Source organism: Crossiella sp. S99.2 (genome assembly GCF_023094165.1).
Taxonomy (GTDB): domain Bacteria; phylum Actinomycetota; class Actinomycetes; order Mycobacteriales; family Pseudonocardiaceae; genus Crossiella.
The window spans coordinates 136,724-155,222 of sequence record NZ_JALMDK010000007.1; the positions used below are offsets into that span (position 1 = coordinate 136,724).

The window sequence follows — 18,499 nt, forward strand, 5'->3', positions numbered from 1 at the left end:
GAGTCCCCGGCATGCCGAATCTGCGGATCAGCGAGGCCGCCGCGCTGCTGGGGGTCTCCGATGACACCGTGCGCCGGTGGGTGGAGCAGGGGCGGCTGCCCGTGGTGGTGGGGGCTAACGGGCGTAAGGCGATCGAAGGGCGGGAGCTGGCCGAGTTCGCGCGGCGACTGGCGGAGACGCCGGAGCCGGGGGCGACCGTGGCGGCCTCGGCGCGGAACCGGATGCGCGGGATCGTCACCCGGGTGGTCAAGGACGGGGTGATGGCGCAGGTGGAGTTGCAGGCCGGGCCGTTCCGGGTGGTGTCGCTGATGAGCCGCGAAGCAGCGGACGAGCTGGGCCTGGAGGTGGGCAGCGTCGCGGTCGCCTCGATCAAGTCCACCCATGTCGTTGTCGAGATTCCGGAGGCATGAATGCGGCGGGTTGTTCCCCTGGTGGCGTTGCTGGTCCTCGCGGGCTGTGGGTCGGCTCCGGCGCCACCGGCCGGGGCGGGTGGGGCGGTGACCGTGTTCGCGGCGGCCTCGCTGACCGAGTCCTTCACCCGGATCGGCAAGGACTTCGAGGCGGCCAACCCCGGCGTGAAGGTGACCTTCAACTTCGGCGCCTCCTCGGCACTGGCCCAGCAGCTCAACCAGGGCGCGCCCGCGGACGTGTTCGCCTCGGCCGCGCCGGCGAACATGAAGCAGGTCACCGACACCAAGACCGTCACCGAGACCCCGGTGACCTTCGCCCGCAACAGGTTGCAGATCGCGGTGCCCAAGGGAAACCCGGCCAAGGTCACCGGGCTGGCCGACTTCGGGCGGGCCGAGCTGAAGATCGCGCTGTGCGCGGAGCAGGTGCCGTGCGGGGCGGGGGCCAAGAAAGTGTTGCAGGCGGCCAAGGTCACCGGGCAGCCGGACACGCTTGAACAGGACGTCAAGGCGGTGCTGACCAAGGTGCGGCTAGGCGAGGTGGACGCGGCGCTGGTCTACCGGACCGACGTGCGCTCCGCGGGCGCCGAGGTGGACGGGATCACCTTCGCCGAGGCCGATCAGGCGATCAACGACTACCCGCTGGCCGCCCTGGCCACAGCGCCCAATGCCAGTGGCGCCAAGGCATTCCTCGACTACGTGCGTTCGGACAAGGGCCGGGCGGTGCTCGCCGAGGCCGGGTTCGACGGTCCATGACCCGGCGCGTCGCCCGCCGCCGCCCGGCGCTGCTGGTCGTCCCGGCCCTGCTGGGACTGGCCTTCCTGCTCGTGCCGCTGCTCGGGCTGCTCGTGCGCGCGCCCTGGGCCCGGCTGCCCGAACAGCTGTTCAGCCCGGAAATCGGTGCGGCACTACGGCTTTCGCTGCTGTGCGCGACCCTGGCCACGCTGATCTGCCTGGTACTGGGCATCCCCCTGGCCTGGCTGCTGGCCAGGGGCGACCTGCCGGGGCGCGGACTGATCCGGGCCCTGGTCACCGTGCCGCTGGTGCTGCCGCCGGTGGTCGGCGGGGTCGCGCTGCTGCTCGTGCTCGGCCGGCGCGGGGTGATCGGGCAGTACCTGGACGAGTGGTTCGGCATCTCGCTGCCGTTCACCACCGCCGGCGTCGTGCTCGCCGAAGCCTTTGTCGCACTGCCGTTCCTGGTCATCTCGGTGGAGGGCGCGTTGCGCGCCGGGGACGGCAGACTCGAAGAGGCCGCGGCCACGCTGGGCGCGTCCCGGTGGCTGACCTTCCGGCGGGTCACCCTGCCCTCGATCTTCCCGGGTGTGATCGCGGGCGCGGTGCTGTGCTGGGCCCGCGCACTCGGCGAATTCGGCGCCACCATCACCTTCGCCGGCAACTTCCCCGGCCGCACCACCACCATGCCACTGGCCGTCTACCTCGCCCTGGAGATCGAACCCGAGGCGGCCATCGTGCTCAGCCTGGTGCTGCTGCTGGTCTCCGTCGCGGTGCTCGCCCTGCTGCGCGACCGGTGGATCAACGGAGCCACATGACCCTGCACGCCGACCTCCGGCTCACCCGCGGCGAGTTCCGCCTCGACCTCCCGCTCACCATCGAACCCGGCGAGGTCATCGCCCTGCTCGGCCCCAACGGCGCGGGCAAGACCACCGCGTTGCGCGCACTGGCCGGGCTGCTTCCGGTGACCGAAGGGCACATCCGGCTCGGCGAGCAGGTCTGGGACCAGCCGCCCAAGGTGTTCCGCCCCGCCGAATACCGGCCGATCGGCGTGGTCTTCCAGGACTACCTGCTCTTCGGGCACCTCTCCGCGCTGGAGAACGTGGCTTTCGGCTTGCGCGCCAGGGGAATCCGCCGCGCCGAGGCACGCGCCGAAGCCGCCCGCTGGCTGGATCGGGTGGGCCTGGCCGAACACCTGAACACCCGCCCGCGCGCCCTGTCCGGGGGCCAGGCCCAGCGGGTCGCACTGGCCCGCGCCCTGGCCACCAGCCCGGACCTGCTGCTGCTCGACGAACCCCTGGCCGCCCTGGACGCCGGCACCCGGCTGCGGGTGCGCGCCGACCTCGGCCGGCACCTGCGCGACTACCCCGGCCACACCCTGCTGGTCACCCACGACCCCCTGGACGCCATGGTGCTGGCCGACCGCCTGGTCATCCTGGAACACGGCCGCATCGTCCAGGAAGGCCCGCCCCTGGAGGTCGCGCAGCGCCCGCGCACCGACTATGTGGCCAACCTGGTCGGCCTCAACCTGCACCGCGGCCACGCCGATGGCGGCACCGTCACCCTGGACGCCGGGGGCAGCCTCACCATCGCCGAACCCGCCACCGGAGCGGTGCACGTGGCCTTCCCGCCTTCCGCGGTCGGCCTGCACCGGGACAAACCCGGCGGCAGCCCGCGCAACGTGTGGCCGGTGACCGTGGACGGTATCGAGCAGCACGGCCACACCACCCGGGTCCGGCTGCACGGCAACCCACCGGTGCTCGCCGACGTCACCACCGCCACCATCGCCGAACTCCGCCTCACCCCCGGCGACACCCTCTGGGCCGCCCTCAAGGCCACCGAAACCCGCACCTACCCGGCCTGACCAACCCGGCCCCCCTCAGGCACACCTACCGAACGGTCGGTAGGTGTGCCTGCGAGCTGCGGACCGGGTCGACGGGGCAGCCCGATGTCCTTGTCGCGGAACGGGTTCCACCCCGACTGGCCGATTCCGGCCGTTGACGGCCCGCGCCGACCCGGCCTACGTTCGAGTTGGACCCGGCCGCGCACCCACCCCTGCCGGAGCGCCCGGTCCAGGAGGTCACCATGCTGCGCCCGGCGTTGACCGCTGCCCTGATCACCGCGACCCTGCTGACCATGACCCCGTCCGCACACGCCGCCGCCACCGTGTGCAACCGGCACTGCGACGCCCGCGACCCCGCCCTGGCCCCGCAGGACCGCGCGGCCCTGGACGTCACCCTGTTCGGCCGACGGATCTCGTTGCACTTCAACGACACCGACGCCATGGGCTGGGCCGCCCTGGACGCAGCCACTCCCGGTGACGAGGTCTGGCTGGACCGCTCTTTCGACGGCGGCCGCAGCTGGACCCCGCGCCTGGGCAATACCGCCGTGCCCGCCGGACGCGGTGGCTGGCGCACGCTGATGTACAACGTCGACGACTGGGCCAACCGAGCGGTAGGCGCGCTGCGCGCCTGCGCGAAAGCCAAGGACCGCCCCGAGATCGCCTGCACCGCCTGGGCCCGGACCACCTGGAACGCCTACGACCGGCGCACCGCCGCGGCCACCGCGCTGATGCAGTTCTACAACCGGGACACCGGCCTGTTCGACACCAGCGGCTGGTGGAACTCGGCCAACGCGCTCACCGCGATCATCGACAACATCCGGGTGTCCGGAATGGACAGTTACCGGCACGCCATCGCCACCACCTACGACCGCAACCGCGCCGCCGCGCTCGGCGAGTTCCGCAACGAGTTCCTGGACGACACCGGCTGGTGGGGCCTGGCCTGGATCGCCGCCTACGACCTCACCGGCGACCGCCGCTACCTCAACACCGCCCGGATCGACGCCGGACACATGCACGCCTACTGGGACGGCCGCTGCGGCGGCGGGGTGTACTGGAAGACCGACCGGCGGGTGAAGAACGCGATCACCAACTCGCTCTACATCCAGCTCAACGCCGCCCTGCACAACCGGATCCCGGGTGACACCGCCTTCCGCGACCGGGCCCGCGCGGGGTGGACCTGGTTCCAGGGCACCGGAATGATCAACAGCGCCGGGCTGGTCAACGACGGCGTCACCATGGCCACCTGCCGCAACGACGGCAAACCCGCCTGGACCTACAACCAGGGCGTCATCCTGAACGCGCTGGTCGAACTGCACCGCGCCACCGGCGACCCCGCGCCGCTGGCCCGCGCCCGCCGCCTGGCCGACGCCTCCACCACCAGCACCGCGCTCAACCCCGGCGGCATCCTGCGCGAACCCTGCGAACCCAACAACGACTGCGATCCGGACGGACCCTCGTTCAAGGGCGCCTACGTCCGCGGACTCGGCGCCCTCAACCAGCTCCTGCCCGACCGTCCTTACCGCGCCTACCTGCGCAGACAGGCCGATTCGGCGTACACGCGGACCCGCACCACCCTGGACACCTACGGCCTGCGCTGGGCCGGGCCGTTCGACCGGGCCGACGCCGCCCGCCAGCACAGCGCGCTGGACCTGATGAATGTCACGTAAACCGGGGACGCCCGGCCGAGAACCACTCGCGCGGCCCCATCACCCCGTCGTATAGTGCGCGCGGCCCCGATCGGGGTATGCGCGTATGGGGAGTCACGGGGTGGAATGGGTTCGCACCGAGATCGACGGTGTGCCGGTGTTCTGGTCCGAGCACGAGGGCGAGCTGACCGCGGGCCTGGTGTTCCGGGTCGGCCACGCCGATGAACGACTCGCCCGGCGCGGCATCACGCACCTGGTCGAACACCTCGCCCTGCACCAGGCCGGGGCCAGGCACGATCAGTCCAACGGCAGCGTCGACGCCACCCTGACCACCTTCCTCACCCACGGCGACGCCGAGCACGTGCGCGACTTCTTCACCCGGCTGTGCGCCGCGCTGGCCGAGCTGCCGGTGGACCGGATCGCCGCGGAGAACCAGCTGCTGCTCACCGAGGCCGACGGCCGCAGCCGGGACATCCAGTCCTCACTGGCCATCTGGCGCTACGGCGCGGCCACCTACGGCCTGAGCGGCTACGACGAATTCGGTGTCGGCCTGCACAGTCCGGCGGAGGTCCGGGCCTGGGCGCGGGCCTGGTTCACCACCGGCAACGCCGCGCTGTGGCTCATCGGCGGCCCGCCCCCGGACGGGCTGCGACTGGAACTGCCCGCCGGGCCACGCGTGCCGACACCGGAACCCACCTGCACGCTGCGCCGCACCCCCGCCTACTTCAACGCCAGCCTCAACGGGGTGGCCGCGGGCAGTGTGGTGGAACGCTCCACCGCGGCCACCGCCTACGCGGATCTGTTGCAGCGCAGGCTGTTCCAGAGCCTGCGCACCGCGGAGGGGATCAGCTACAGCCAGACCGCGACCTATGACCGGCGGGACGCGTATATGGCTGAGATCACCGCCTTCGCCGACGGTTTGTCCTCTGTCCACTCGCGACTGGTCCGCGGTTTCACCGAGGTGATCGACTGGCTGGCCGAGTTGCCGCCCAAGGAACACGAGGTGGCCGAGCTGATCGAACTGCGCCGGGCCCCGTTGCTGGACCCGCGGATCCGGGCCGGGCTGCCGGTGGGCGCGGCGCACGCCGAGTTGTTCGGCGCCGAACCGCCCACCATCGCCTCGGTGGAGGCGGAGCTGGAAACCCTGTGCGCCGAGGACATCCAGGATGTCGGGATCACGGTGCGGGACAACATCCTGCTCATGGTCCCCGAGGGCCACACCCCCGCGGGCGACCGCTATGTCGCCGCGCCGTACACCTCCACCGGCCGGGTCGAGGGCGAGATCCTGCTGCCCATCGAATCCGCCCAGCCCGGTGAGCAGAACCCGTTCGGCCCCGGCACCACCGGCCGTCCGCGACTGTGCGTCGGGCCGACCGGGATCAGCCTGATCAGCGGACCGGAGTTCATCACCATCCGGTTCGCCGACTGCGCCGCGATGCTGGCCTGGCCGGACGGCGCCCGGCACCTGATCGGCCGGGACGGGCTGCACCTGCGGGTCGAGCCCACCCTGTGGAAGTACGGGGCCGCGCTGCCCGACCTGATCGACCGCGGCGTGCCGCCAGGGGTGGTGGTGCCCAAACCCCCTCGGGCCGACCACGAGATCCCCCGGCAGGTCAGGACCAGCTCCTGGAGCCGCCTGCGCGCCCGCATCAAGCGTCACTGAACCCCTTCTCGCGCCTGGAGAAACGCCGTGCCCAGCAAATTCATGATGATCATGCGTGTCCTGCGCGACATCGGCATCAGCACCGACGCGGGCCAGCCCGACCCGGACTTCAAGGCCGCCGAGCACGACCTCTACAAGGGTGACCTGGAGGTCGCCTGGAAGCTGGCCGCGGCCACCCAGGGCGAGCACGAGTTGCGCGCCGACCGGATCGGCAAGATCAGCAAGATCCTGGTCCGCACCGTGGACGAGCTGGGCAAGATCGCCGCCGCCAACCCCGACGACGCCGACCTGCAGCTGCTGCTGGGCGCCACCCGGATCCAGCACGCCTGGAAGGTGCGCACCGGAGCCACCGCGGACCAGGTCAGCCGGGAGCAGTTCGAGCAGTTCTGGTTCATCCTCGGCGGCGCCTACGACCCGCTGATGCGCGCCGCCGAACTGCGCCCGGCCGACCCGGTGCCCTGGGACAAACTCCAGTGGCGCGGACTGGGGCTGCAGGTCAGCCGGGACGAGATGGACGAGGTCTGGCAGGAGCTGACCGACCGCGACCCGTACCACTACGGCGCGCACTACTCCCGGGTCCAGGTGCTGTGCGAGAAGTGGCAGGGCAGCCACCGGGAGGTCCTCGAATTCACCAGCGAGGTCGCCGACTCCGCCCCGCCGGGGGAACCCTTGGGCGCGCTGGCCGTGGCCGCGCACCTGGAGGTCATGCTGGGCACCGACGTCGAACCCCTGGACTACTTCGGCCGCCCGCACATCAGCACGCAGCTGGTGCGGATCAGCGACACCTGGCTGGCCGGCCTGCGCCCGCACCACCGCAACATCGAGGCGCACCACCTGCTCGGCGCCGGGCTGTACCTGGCCGGGGAACGCGAACGCGCCCGCGACCACCTGTCCCGGGTGAGCGCGCGCAGCATCACCGACGGGCTGCCGTGGAGCTACATCGGTTACCGCTACGACAAGCTGGACTACCGCGCCATCCGCAAGTCCCTCGGCCTGAAGATGAAGGACTGACCACCCCGGAGTGTTGGCCGTTATGGGACGGTGTGTTGGCCGAACTCGTACACCAGGTTGGCCGTTGTGGACGCCCGCGCCGCCCCGGGCGACCAGAACGGCCAACACCTGGTACCAGAACGGCCAAGACTGCGTACGAGTTCGGCCAACACTCCGGTGGGTGGGTGCTAGCCGAGGACCAGGCTGATCGCCAGGCCGGTGATCAGCGTTGCTGAGGCCAGTGCGGTCGCCAGTCGTCCGCGCGGTCCGGTGAGCACCCTGCCCAGCAGACTGCCGCCGGTGGCCAGCACCAGTTGCCAGCTCGCCGAGGCGAGGAAAGCGGCCAGCACGAACACGATCGCGCTCCACCCGGTGGCCGCGGCGCCGGATCGGCCCAGCACCAACGCGGAGAAGTACACCACCGTGGTGGGGTTGAGCACGGTGATCCCCAGCAGCAACAGGAACGCCCGGCCCGGCTTCGGCGGTGACTCCGTGGAAGCCGGGTCCTGGCCGTCCCGGAACCGGCGCACCGCGGAGTAGGCGGTCCGGATCGCCAGTCCCACCAGGATCAGCACCGAGGCCCAGCGCAGTGGTTCGGCGACGGGCCGGAGCAGATCGGTGAGCGCGGCCCCGCCGAGCACTGCCAGCAAGGCGTAGAGACCGTCGGCCGCCGCGACGCCCAGGGCAGCCGCGGCGCCGATGCGCAGGCTGGTGCGGGCGGAGAGGGCGACGAGGTAGGTCGCGACCGCGCCGACCGGCATGGCGATGCCATAGCCCGCGAGCAGTCCGGCGACCAGCGCCTCGATCATGACCGAGGGTGGATCGGCCTCCAGGTGAGGTGGGTGCGCTGCTGCCGACCGGCCGGTCGGTCGGCGGGTCGGGACAGGAGCGTCAGGATTTCGGTCATGAGGGGAGGGTGCGCCGGGGCCGGTTGGTGCGGCAACCGAATTTGGCGGGGGCCGGCCCGCCGACCTCACCTGCGCGCTGGTTCACCCTGCGGTTGCCGGGGCGGTGGTGGCGCGGGACGGTCGGCGGCCAGCGCGCTCAGCGTGTGCCGGCACACCTTCCCGGTCGGCCCCAACGGCAACTCCGCCAGCGGCACCAGCACCTCCGGCAACTTCCGGCGTTCCAGGCCCCGTTCCCGTTCCAGGTAACCCGTCAGCGCCGCCAGCGTCAGCGGTTCGGTGCTGGGGTGCTGGACCAGGCAGGCGGCCAGTCGCTCGCCCAGTTCCGGGTCGGGCACCGGCACGCAGGCGACGTCCGCGATGTCCGGATGGGTGGACAGGTGCGCCTCGACCTCGGCGGGGCTGATGTTGAGGCCGCCGCGGTTGACGATCTGCTTGAGCCTGCCGGAGACGTGCAGGCAGCCGTCGCGGTCCAGCTGACCCAGGTCGCCGGTGCGCACCCAACCGTCCAGTCGGTAGGTGGCGTCCAGACCGGGGTCGGCGACGTAGCACAGCGGGGTCATCGGACCCAGCGCGATGATCTCGCCCTCCTCGCCGCGGGGCAGTGGCCTGCCGGTGGGGGAGAGGATCTGCAGCTGGGCGACCGCCGGGTCGGGCAGGCCGGTGCCGGTGGTGGGGGAGATGCCGGTGCGGGCAGTGTGGCAGTTGACGCCGTCGGCCGAGCCGTACACGGTGATCACGTTGTCCGCCAGCCGTTTCCGGCAGTCCGTCAGCAGACTGGGCGGGAACGCGGCCGAGCTGGACACCACCGCCCGCAGCGATGAAGTGTCCTCTGGGGACTGACGGGGCTGGCCGACTATGCGGCGCAGCATGGTGGGCACGCCGAACAGGTGCGTCGGGCGTTGTTCGGTGATCAGCCGGAGGGCGTCGGCCGGGTCGAATTTCGGTTGGGTGATCAGGGTTCCGCCGAGCGCGGCCAGGGTGACCGGGACGCCGAGGGAGCCGTAGGAGGAGGACAGCGGCACCAGCACGAGATTGCGCATCGGGCCCTCGCCGGTGTGCAGCGAACGCACGTAGCGGGCCCGGCCGCCGAGGAAGGCGTTGTGCGAGTAGGCGATCATCTTGGGTTGTGCTTCGGAGCCGGAGGTGACCAGGATGCGCGCCGGGCCGTCCGGGTCGATCACCGCGGGTGTCCACGGCTCCGGCGGGACCGGGGCCTCGTCCAGGGACATGCAGCCCTCGGGGGCCGGGCCGAAGACGAAGACCGGGCACAGCGTGGGCAGTTCGGGGCGGGCCACGGTGATCAGCGCGGCGGCCAGGGAACGGCCGAGCAGACTGACCGAGTCCCGGGTGCCGCGACCGTACGGATAGGGCAGGGACACTGCGCCGAGCGCGGCCACCGCGAGCTCGGCGGCCACCGCGTGGCGGCCGTTGGGCAGCTGGATGCCGATGATGTCCCGCTGCCCCAGTCCGGCCGCGCGCAACGCGGTGGCGATCCGGCGCACCTCCCGGTCCAGGTCGACGTAGTCCAGGCAGCCGAGTTCGTCGCTGACCGCGATCCGGCAGGGCCGGGCCTTCACCTGCTGGCGGAAGGCGGTGTAGACGTCCAGGTCGGGGCAATGGCCCTCGCGGACCCACTGCCTGCGCAGCGCGTGCGGCACCAGATCGTGCAACACGATGCCGTTGTTCGAGGTCCAGCTCACGAGAACTCCCAGGGCAGGGTGGGGGTGGCGAAGCCGTTGTCCTGCCGCAGCACCGCGCCGAACCGCGGATCGCCGGGCAGTTCGGCCAGGTCGGTGCACACCCGTACCGCGGGCACGCCGACCGCGGTCAGCCGGTCCAGCCAGTGACTGGTGGACTGCTGGGCGCAGCGCATCGCGAGGTGGGCGTAACCGGGCGGGTCGGGCAGGTCGAATGCCTTGGCGATCCTGCTGTTGTGCTTGGGATCCGCCGAGACCGCCAGCCAACCGTCCAGTGTGGACAGTGGTTCGCGGCGCGGGGTGCGCGGCATCCGGCGCAGCACGGCGGCGGCGGAGAGCAGTGAGGAGTCGACCCGGCGGCCGCGGCCACCGCGGAAGCGGGCCAGCAGACCGGCGAGCACGCCCTGGGCGCTGACCAGTCCGCCGAGGATGTCGGTGAGGGTCATCAGGGAGGGCGCGGCGGGTTCCCTGGCTGGCCGGACCTCGGCGGCGAGTCCGCTGTAGGCCTGCACCATGAAGTCGGTGCCCAGTGGTGGGCGGTCGCCGAGGTGATCGCCCCAGCCCGAGGCCCAGGCGTAGACCAGCCCGGGACGCACCTTGGCCAGGTCTTCGGCGTCCAGGCGGAGTTGCGCGGCCTTGCCGGGCGCCCAGTTGTGCAGGAACACGTCCGCGCCGGTGACCATGTCGAGGAGTTCGGCCCGGCCGGCGCGGGATTTGAGGTCGACCTCGACCACGTGTTTGCCGTCGTTGATGGCGCGGAAGCGGGCCGAGGTGTCCCCGGCCATCGGCGGCATGCCCCGCAACAGGTCCCCGCCGCGGGGTTCCAGGCGGATCACCCTGGCGCCGAGCAGCCGCAACAGGTGTCCGGCCATCGGGCCCTGCAATCGCCGTCCGGCCTCGATCACCACCAGGCCGTCCAGGGGATTCTCGCGTGCCAACCGACCGTTCGGTCGGGACGCGGGGCCGAGCGAGGTGATCCGCCAGGGCGGCAGGTCGGCCAGGCTGTGCCCGGCCGGGTTGAGCCGCAGCACGCTGACCCCGGTGAGGTCGGCGGCGGCGTGCGCCGCGCCGAAGGAAACCCGGTTGGCGGCCCGGAACAGCGGTTCGGGCAGTGGGCAGGTGGCGGTGGCGTAGCGGTGCTGGAACGGCCGCCAGCCGGCCCGGATCGCTTCCGGTTCGGCGGCCAGCACGGTCCAGAACCGGTGCCAGCGCTCGGCTTCGAAGGTCTCCACCTCGAACCGCACCCCGTCGCTGGCGACGAAGGGCGGACCGCCGGGGTGCAGGGGTTCGGCCCAGTCGTCGCCCGCGGTGCGCGCGGCCAGGTACTGCGACACCGACAGCAGCGCGGCCTGCGCCACCGAGGTCTCTGCCCGGCGCAGTCGCAGGCCGCGCTGCCGGGCCACCAGGACGGCCAGGACTCCTTGCGCGGCAAGGACTCCGGCCAGCACGGTGGCGTAGTCCACGTCCAGCGTGGTCGGTCTGCCGTAGCGGCGGCCGTGCACGTGCGCGATCCCGCAGGCGGCCTGCACGGTGGTCTCGTCCAGCAGCGGTGCGGCCACCGGACCGGCCCAGGCCACCACGCACTCCGCGTCCTGGCCCTCCACGCCCAGGGTCTGGAGTTGCCGCCAGGCCAGGATGCGCGCGGCGGCGGCCTCGGTGTCCAGCCGCACCGGGCTCACGGCCGCCGTCCCTGCACCGAGTAGAACACGCAGGAGACGGCGCGGAAGCCGGGATCGGTGAGCAGGGCACGCAGTTCGGTGAGGTCGTGCTCGGTCAGGCCGGCGGCCAGCAAGGGTTCTCGCAATCGGTAGGTGTGGTTGAGCTGGAGCCGCAGCCCCGGTGAGTCCGGCCGCCACTGGCTCAGGTACGGCACCGGGTCGATCTCGACGAGTCCGGCGGCCCGCATCGCGGTCGCGACCCGGCTGCCCCAGGTGCTGTCGGCGCCGGTCGCGGACATCACCGCGGCCTTGGCGGTCAGGAACTTCTGGTACAGCTCGGCGGCCCGCTGGTCCGGGGTGAGCAGGGCGGGTCCGTAGCCGAGGTCGAGATCGTCGAGTTGCAGCACCCCGCCGGGCCGCACCGCGCCGACCAGCCGGTGCAGCACGGACAGCCGTTCGGGCAGCAGTGGCAGCACCTGGCGGGCGTGCACCAGGTCGAAGGCGTTGCTCGGCAGTGGATCGTGCCGGATGTCGTGCCGCAGCACGGACAACCGGCGTTGCGGGGTGAGGTGCCGGGGTTCCAGGTCGGTGGCCAGCACCCAGCCGTCCGGGCCGACCCGCCCGGCCAGCCAGCGGGCGATGCCGCCGTTGCCCGCGCCGACCTCCAGACACCGCCAGCCGCTGCCAACCCCGGCCTCGGCGAGCCGGGCACGGGTGATTAGATCGTAGGCTTCGGAGAGGAATAGGTGCTGGTCAGCGGCGTGTTCGCTGCGGTTGTCGGAGAAGGTCGGGGCGCTCATGTCCACCGCCCGCTGCCGTGTCGCTCAGCCCTACCGACCAGTCGGTCGAGAAGCTGTTGACGGCGGACCTTGCCGGTGCCGGTGCGTGGGACCTCCGCCCAGGTGAGCGCGACCGGGTCGGCCAGCGGCGGCAGGTCACGCAGGGCGCGGGTCCAGGCGACCGGGTCCAGGGTGCCGTCCGCGGTGACCAGCACCGGGATCGGCGGTTGCCCGCGCACGCCGAGCACCACGGCCTCCAGGACCTCGGGCAGCCGCTCTTCCAGGAGGTCCTCGGTGTGTACGCAGCTCAGCTCGGGGGTGCGGTCGACCTCGCGGTCCAGGAACAGGATCGCGCCGGAGCGGGTCTGCCTGCCCAGGTCGCCGGTGTTCCACCAGCCCGCGGTGTCCTTGGCCGCGAACCGGTCCGGCTCGCCCACGTAGTCCAGGCAGCGGGCCTTGGTGCGGGCCAGCACCAGCCCGGTGTGCCCTGGCGGCAGCGGGGTGAAGGTGCTGGGATCGACCACCCGCAACCGGGTTCGTCCCGGCAGCGGGTGGCCGAGGTTCCGGGTGGTGGGCTCCGGATCATGGTTGCGGGCCAGAGCTTTGCGGGTGAGGAAGCGGAAGGTGAGCGGTCCGGTCTCGGTCTGTCCCCAGCCCTGCATCCACAGTGGACGGTTGCGCTGGGAGGCGTGCAGGTAGGCGCGCACGGTGGGCGGGTGCATGGCGTCGTAGGTGCTGACGAACAGCCGGACCCGCCGGAACGGGTTGGCCGGGTCCGTGGTGAGCTGCTGGTGCCGCACGTACCAGGAGGGCAACGCTTCCAGGGTGCTCGGCGGATGCTGTTCGAGTAGTTCCCGGTCGTGCTCGCCGCTGAGGATGAGGATCTTCGCCGGGGCCAGGCAGAGCACGCTGGCGGTCCAGCAGAAGGTGCGGCCGTGCGCGAAGGAACTGGCGCTGGCCACCGTGTCGGTGCGCCGGGTGCCGATCACCGGCCAGCGGATCGCCTCGAACCGGGCCAGCCGCCCGATGATCGTCTTGGTGGAGTGGGTGACCAGCTTGGGCAGTCCGGTGGTGCCCGAGGTGTGGTTGATCACCAGCGGGTCGTCGTCGGCACGCCGTTGCGGGCCAGGAGCTTGGTGGCCGCGCACCTCGTCCAGGGTGAGTACGCCCTCGGGCCCGTGGTCCAGGGTGAGTGTGCGCCGGGCCAGCGCGGGCAGATCACCCACAGCGAGATGGCGGCCGGTGCTGACCAGCAGTGCCGGGTCGAGGCGTTTGAGCAGCACCTCGACCGTCTCCGGCGGCAGGTGGCCGGACAGCAGCGCGGGCACCGCGCCGAGCCGGATCGCCGCGCAGGCAAGGAGGTCGTAGTCCCAGTGGTTGTCCTTGAGGATGGCCACCCGTTCGCCCCGGCGCAGTCCGGCGGCGGCCAGCCAGCCCGCCATGGCGCGCACCAGTCCGGCCAGTGCTGGCAGGTCGTGGCTGGTGCCGGGGGCCAGGTCGAACGGCCGGTCCAGGTGCACGATGGTGCCGGTGCCGCGTTCGGCGCACTCGTCGAAGAGCACGCCCATGTCGTGTGGTCTCACGCCGGTTCCCTCCGCGGGCTGAGTGTGGTGGTGGCCTGGATCCGCCGGGCGGCCAGCAGTGCGCTCCGCACGGCGGCCTCGCTGTTGGGGCGCAACAGGATCCAGTCGCCCGCGTACTCCACCGGGCCGGGTGGCCGCCGGTGGAAGGCGGGTTGCAGGCGCAGTGCGGCCGGGGTGGCCTCGGGCAGGCCGTGCCGGAACCGGTGGCTGTGCGCGGAGATCAAGGCCGCGGCCAGGCCGGGCACGTATTTCTCCGCCGCCGTGGTCAGCGTGCCGGTGACCAGATCCTCTGGCGCGTCAAGGAGATCCGGGATGGCCCTGGGTGCGGCGAGCAGGGTGAGCAGCCCCTTGCCGTGGGGTGCGCGCGAGCGGTGCTTGGCGTGGTCGACCACGATCCCGCCGAGCACACCGTCCTCGATCTCGGGCAGCAGCAGGCAGTACAGCTCGCGCGCGCACTCCGGTCCCAGCGGCCGGTCCAGCAGGCAGCTCACCTTGAGCATCGGCGTGTACGTGCAAGCGTCCACATAGGACTGATTGGCGGCGGGCGGGTTCACGTAGATCGTCCTGGCCTGTGGTGCGGGCAGGCAGAGCGCGACCGTGCGCGCGGTGAACGTGCCCGCATCGGTGCTCAGGCGGGCAGATCCGTTGCCCGCCAACACTTCCCGTACCGCGCAGCCGGTGGTCACGTCCAGCCGGGTGGCCAGCAGCCGGGCCAGGGTGTCCATGCCGTCGCGGTAGGTGCGCCACCCGGTGGACGGCCCGACCATCCGCAGCAGGTGCAGGAACGGGGCCGCCGCCGACCGGTCCTGGTGCCAGCCGAAGAACCCGCCGGTGACCGGCTGCAGCAGGTACGCGCCGATGTCCGGGTGGTAGCGCCTGCCGAACTCGGCCACCGTGGCCGTCCTGGCCCGGCTCGCCCCGGTGACCAGCAGCCGCACCAGGTCCAGCCGGGCCCGCGGCGAGAGCCCCGCCCCGGTGAGCACTCCACGCGGATGCGCCACCCCGGCGTGCGCGCGCCCGTCCCGCCACATCCCGACCTCACCGGAAACCTTGGGCACCGCAACGGGATCCACGCCCAGTTCGTGCAGCAGCCGCCAGGTCTGGTCGTAGCCGCGACCAGAGATCTGCTCGGCGCCGGTGTCGATGGCGTAGCCGTCCCGGCGCACGGTGGTCATCCGCCCGCCCACGTGTTCGGCGGCCTCGAACACCCGCACCGAACGCCCGGCCTGCCGCAATGTGTGCGCCAGGGTCAGTCCGGCGATGCCCGCGCCGACCACCGCCACATCCAGGTCGGTGCTCATGATTGCCGCACCACCAGGTTGATCACGATCAGCAGTGTCACGGTGATCCGGTGCACGTGGATGCCGAGCCTGCGGGCGCGCAGGATGTCGCCGTCCCGGAAGCCCTGCCCGAACTGCAACGCGCGCAGGATCAACGTGGGCGCCAACGCGAAAGCAAACCACCAGGGCGCGATTTCCAGCGCCGAGGAGCCGACGATGAGCGCCATCTCGACCAGGGTCAGCGCGAGCACGAACAGCCGGTTGCCCGCCGCGCTGGTCCTGGTGGCCACCGTGATCCGCCCGACGGTGCGGTCCCCGCGCACGTCGTTGGTGTTGGAGTACACCCCGAACAGCAACGGCCCCAACCCGAACAGCAGTGCCTGCACCACGGTGAACCCGGTCAGCTCGCCCCCGGCCAGGCCGATCGGGGCCAGCACCAGCACCCAGCCGATGAAGGCCAGGTAGAACTCCTGGCAGCCGATGTAGCTGAGTTTGAGCCCGTAGGAGTACTGCGGGTACAGCACCAGCATCACCCCGGTGAGCACCAGCGCCCACATCGGCGGCGCGGGCGCCAGCCACACCGCGCCCGCCCAGCACAGCGCGCCGAGCAGGAACGCGCCCCAGGCGAAGCGGAGCACCTGGTTCTCGGTCAATGTCCCGGCCACCAAGGGTTTCCGCAGCATCCGGCGGGCGGGCGCGTCCGGGCCGTAGTTGATCGCGTCGCTGCCGTCGCGGAACCCGGTCAGATCGTCGAAGGCCACCAGCGAGGCCATCAGGATGATCTCCCCGGCCAGGAAAAGCCCCAGCAGCACCAGGATCCCGGGTTCGGTGAGCAGGCCCAGTGGCAGCAGGGACAGGACCAGCGGCAGGCTCAGGTAGTAGTCGAAGATATCCAGTTTGGCCAGCCGCGCGTAGGTGCGCAGCCTGCCTTCGACGGGCAGGGCGACGGTGCTCACGCGCTCTCCTTCATCGAGTGCCGGCCGGGGCCGGGGCGGGCACGAACGAGCAGACGGCGTCGGCGATCTGCTCGACCTGGGCGTCGGTGAGGTGCGGGTAGATCGGCAACGCCAGGATCTCCCGGCTGGCCAGCTCGGCCTGCGGCCAGGAACCCGTTGCCCAGGAAGAGAAAGCGGGCTGACGCGGTAGCGGCCGGGGGTAGTAGACGTGCGTGCCCACACCCTGTTGCGCCAGGTGCTGTTGCAGCTCGTCCCGGCGTTGCGCGCGCAGGCAGTACACGTAGTAGCAGCGCCCGTTCCGGCCGCCCGGCGGTGGCCGGATCCCTTGCTCGGCAAGGGGTTCGAACCGGGCGTTGTAGTAGGCGGCGATGTGCGCCCGCCGTTCCAGCCGCTCGGGCAGGCCGGGCAGGCGGTGCAGCTGGAACAACGCCATCAGCTCGTCGAACCGGCTGTTGTAGCCGATCCGGTGGTGCCGGAACCGGGTCCGGCCGTCCTGGCCGTGGTTGCGCAACATTCGCACCGCCCGGCCCAGTTCGGGATCCTTGGTCACCACGGCCCCGCCCTCGCCGATGCTGCCGAAGGTCTTGACCTGGACGAAGGAATACACCCCCGCCTCACCCCACAGCCCGGCCGGCCGACCGTCCAGCACCCCGCCCTGGGCGACCGCGGAATCCTCCAGCAACCGCAACCCGTGCCGCGCCGCGAGATCGGCGAAGGCGGGCATATCGGCCATCGCGGAGAACATGTGCGCGGGCAGCACCACCTTGGTACGCGGTGAGATCAGCCGCTCGGCCTGCGCCGGGTCCATGGTCATGGTGACCGGGTCGATATCGGCGAACACCGGTCGCGCGCCCAGGTTGACCACGGTGGAAGCCAGTGGCGCGCAACCGAAAGCGGGCGTGATCACCTCATCGCCGGGACCGACGCCCATGGCGTGCAACAACAATGTCAGTGCCGAGGTGCCACTGGAACAGGTCACCACGTCCGCCGCGCCGAGCTGCTCGCGCAGTTCCCGCTCGAATCTGGCGGTGTGCTCGCCCAGGATGAACCGCTGCGCCGGTCCGGTGCCCAGCTCGTAGAGCAGGTCCAGGAGCACCTCGCGGTCGGCGGCGAACAGGTCGTCGGGGAAGAAGGGCACCATCACGCGCTCCCGGAGTAGAACTCGCCGATCGCCGCGCACACCCGGTCCACCTGCGCCACGGTCAGGTCCGGGTACAGCGGCAGGGCCAGTGCGCGCCGGCAGGCCGCCTCGGCCACTGGGAAGTCCCCGGGCCGATGCCCCAGGTGGGCGAAACAGGGCTGGAGATGCAGCGGAGTGGGGTAGTAGATCTCGGTTTCGATCCCGCGGGCGGCCAGGTATCCGGCCAACTCATCCCGGTCGTCTACCTCGATCAGGTATACGTAGTACGCCCCGGTGGTGTCCGCATTTCTTTTTACTACCGTGGGTAGCCGGGTTATCCCGGAAATACGGGACAACTGCGCCGAATACGCGGCGGCCAGCTCACCGCGGCGGGCTATGTCCGCGTCGAGCCGGGTGAGCTTGGCCAGCAGCACCGCGGCCTGCAGGTCGTCCATCTTGCTGTTGCACCCGGACAACCCGGTTTCGTTGGCGATGCCAGGGAAATGGTCCAATGTGCGCCCGCCCCGCCCGTGATGCCGCAGTGCGGCCACCCGCTCGGCGATCAGCGGATCGTCGGTCAGCACCGCCCCGGCATCGCCCAGCGCGCCCAGGGTCTTGGTCGGGAAGAAGGACAGCACCCCGCCCGTGCCCAGTAGTCCGGCGTGCCTGCCGTTCCAGCGCATGCCGATCGCCTCCGCGCTGTCCTCGATCATGGTCAGTCCGGCCCGCCGGGCCACCGCGCCGAGTGCGTCCAGGTCCGCGAGCTGGTGGAACAGGTGCACCGGCAGCACGAACCGGCAGCGCGGGGTGATCGCGGCCTCCATCGCGGCCGGGTCCATCGCGTAACTGGTCGGCTCGATGTCGGTGAACACCGGCCTGCCCCCGGCCAGCACCACCGCCGAGGCCGTGGCGATGAAGGTGAACGCGGGCACCAGCACCTCATCGCCCGGCGCCAGCCCGGCCGCCCGCAGCAACAGCACCAGCGCGTCGGTGCCGCTGTTCACGCCGAGGGCGAACCGGGCGCCGGTATAGGCGCACAGCGCCTGTTCCAGTTCGGCGACCTGGCGGCCATGCGAGTACTTGCCGTGTGAAACAACTTGCCCCGCTCGTTCGCTGATCAGTGGCCAGAGCTGCTCGAACGAGGCGGATTGGGTGAAAAACGGAACCGGCGCGGAATGCGAAATACCCGCTTGCGCAGGGCTGCTCAGGGTGCCCACCTCCGCTACTCTCGGTGTCG

The 18,499-nt window shown here is 71.6% G+C and carries 16 protein-coding genes; 7 read left to right on the forward strand and 9 right to left on the reverse strand.

Annotated features, from left to right (window positions below):
• Nucleotides 1-11 precede the first annotated feature (11 nt).
• The 7 genes from MZC64_RS27205 (at nucleotide 12) to MZC64_RS27235 (ending at nucleotide 7,302) form a co-directional block, all read left to right on the forward strand.
• The gene (locus MZC64_RS27205) at nucleotides 12-410 is read left to right on the forward strand and encodes a molybdopterin-binding protein (RefSeq protein ID WP_185006245.1); all 399 of its coding nucleotides are present in this window, start codon (nucleotides 12-14) and stop codon (nucleotides 408-410) included.
• Nucleotides 411-1,163 carry a molybdate ABC transporter substrate-binding protein gene (gene modA, locus MZC64_RS27210; protein WP_247761940.1) on the forward strand — a complete coding sequence of 251 codons (753 nt, stop codon included), beginning with the start codon at nucleotides 411-413 and terminating at the stop codon, nucleotides 1,161-1,163.
• Nucleotides 1,160-1,957, forward strand: a complete 798-nt coding sequence (modB, locus tag MZC64_RS27215; protein ID WP_247761939.1) for a molybdate ABC transporter permease subunit — start codon at nucleotides 1,160-1,162, stop codon at nucleotides 1,955-1,957. The genes modA and modB overlap by 4 nt, the downstream gene beginning before the upstream one ends.
• Complete coding sequence (locus tag MZC64_RS27220) at nucleotides 1,954-3,003, forward strand: ABC transporter ATP-binding protein (RefSeq protein ID WP_247761935.1); 1,050 nt, start codon at nucleotides 1,954-1,956, stop codon at nucleotides 3,001-3,003. Before modB ends, MZC64_RS27220 begins: the two co-directional genes overlap by 4 nt.
• A 221-nt stretch (nucleotides 3,004-3,224) precedes the next feature.
• Nucleotides 3,225-4,649 (forward strand): glycoside hydrolase family 76 protein, encoded by a 1,425-nt coding sequence (locus MZC64_RS27225; RefSeq protein WP_374205799.1) that lies wholly within the window; start codon nucleotides 3,225-3,227, stop codon nucleotides 4,647-4,649.
• Between the two features lie 100 nt (nucleotides 4,650-4,749).
• Entirely contained in the window at nucleotides 4,750-6,291 is a 1,542-nt protein-coding gene (locus MZC64_RS27230) for a hypothetical protein (RefSeq protein ID WP_247761933.1), read from the forward strand.
• Between the two features lie 27 nt (nucleotides 6,292-6,318).
• Complete coding sequence (locus MZC64_RS27235; protein WP_247761931.1) at nucleotides 6,319-7,302, forward strand: hypothetical protein; 984 nt, start codon at nucleotides 6,319-6,321, stop codon at nucleotides 7,300-7,302.
• Nucleotides 7,303-7,469: 167 nt separating this feature from the next.
• Here the strand turns inward: MZC64_RS27235 and MZC64_RS27240 are convergent, their stop codons facing one another.
• The 9 genes from MZC64_RS27240 to MZC64_RS27280 form a co-directional block, all read right to left on the reverse strand.
• Nucleotides 7,470-8,090, reverse strand: coding sequence for a LysE/ArgO family amino acid transporter (locus MZC64_RS27240; RefSeq protein WP_247761930.1), 621 nt, complete (start codon nucleotides 8,088-8,090; stop codon nucleotides 7,470-7,472).
• Between the two features lie 164 nt (nucleotides 8,091-8,254).
• Complete coding sequence (locus MZC64_RS27245) at nucleotides 8,255-9,889, reverse strand: fatty acid--CoA ligase family protein (RefSeq protein ID WP_247761928.1); 1,635 nt, start codon at nucleotides 9,887-9,889, stop codon at nucleotides 8,255-8,257.
• Nucleotides 9,886-11,565 (reverse strand): CoA transferase, encoded by a 1,680-nt coding sequence (locus tag MZC64_RS27250; protein ID WP_247761927.1) that lies wholly within the window; start codon nucleotides 11,563-11,565, stop codon nucleotides 9,886-9,888. The genes MZC64_RS27245 and MZC64_RS27250 overlap by 4 nt, the downstream gene beginning before the upstream one ends.
• On the reverse strand, nucleotides 11,562-12,344 hold the full coding sequence (locus MZC64_RS27255; RefSeq protein WP_247761926.1) for a bifunctional 2-polyprenyl-6-hydroxyphenol methylase/3-demethylubiquinol 3-O-methyltransferase UbiG: 783 nt from the start codon (nucleotides 12,342-12,344) through the stop codon (nucleotides 11,562-11,564). Before MZC64_RS27255 ends, MZC64_RS27250 begins: the two co-directional genes overlap by 4 nt.
• Nucleotides 12,341-13,906 (reverse strand): class I adenylate-forming enzyme family protein, encoded by a 1,566-nt coding sequence (locus MZC64_RS27260; protein ID WP_308301075.1) that lies wholly within the window; start codon nucleotides 13,904-13,906, stop codon nucleotides 12,341-12,343. The genes MZC64_RS27255 and MZC64_RS27260 overlap by 4 nt, the downstream gene beginning before the upstream one ends.
• Nucleotides 13,903-15,207: an NAD(P)/FAD-dependent oxidoreductase gene (locus MZC64_RS27265; protein ID WP_247761924.1), complete on the reverse strand. Its 1,305-nt coding sequence runs from the start codon at nucleotides 15,205-15,207 to the stop codon at nucleotides 13,903-13,905. The genes MZC64_RS27260 and MZC64_RS27265 overlap by 4 nt, the downstream gene beginning before the upstream one ends.
• The gene (locus MZC64_RS27270; protein ID WP_247761923.1) at nucleotides 15,204-16,142 is read right to left on the reverse strand and encodes a UbiA family prenyltransferase; all 939 of its coding nucleotides are present in this window, start codon (nucleotides 16,140-16,142) and stop codon (nucleotides 15,204-15,206) included. Before MZC64_RS27270 ends, MZC64_RS27265 begins: the two co-directional genes overlap by 4 nt.
• A 10-nt stretch (nucleotides 16,143-16,152) precedes the next feature.
• On the reverse strand, nucleotides 16,153-17,283 hold the full coding sequence (locus tag MZC64_RS27275) for a DegT/DnrJ/EryC1/StrS aminotransferase family protein (protein ID WP_282105976.1): 1,131 nt from the start codon (nucleotides 17,281-17,283) through the stop codon (nucleotides 16,153-16,155).
• Nucleotides 17,283-18,479 (reverse strand): DegT/DnrJ/EryC1/StrS family aminotransferase, encoded by a 1,197-nt coding sequence (locus MZC64_RS27280; RefSeq protein WP_247761920.1) that lies wholly within the window; start codon nucleotides 18,477-18,479, stop codon nucleotides 17,283-17,285. The genes MZC64_RS27275 and MZC64_RS27280 overlap by 1 nt, the downstream gene beginning before the upstream one ends.
• Nucleotides 18,480-18,499 lie beyond the last annotated feature (20 nt).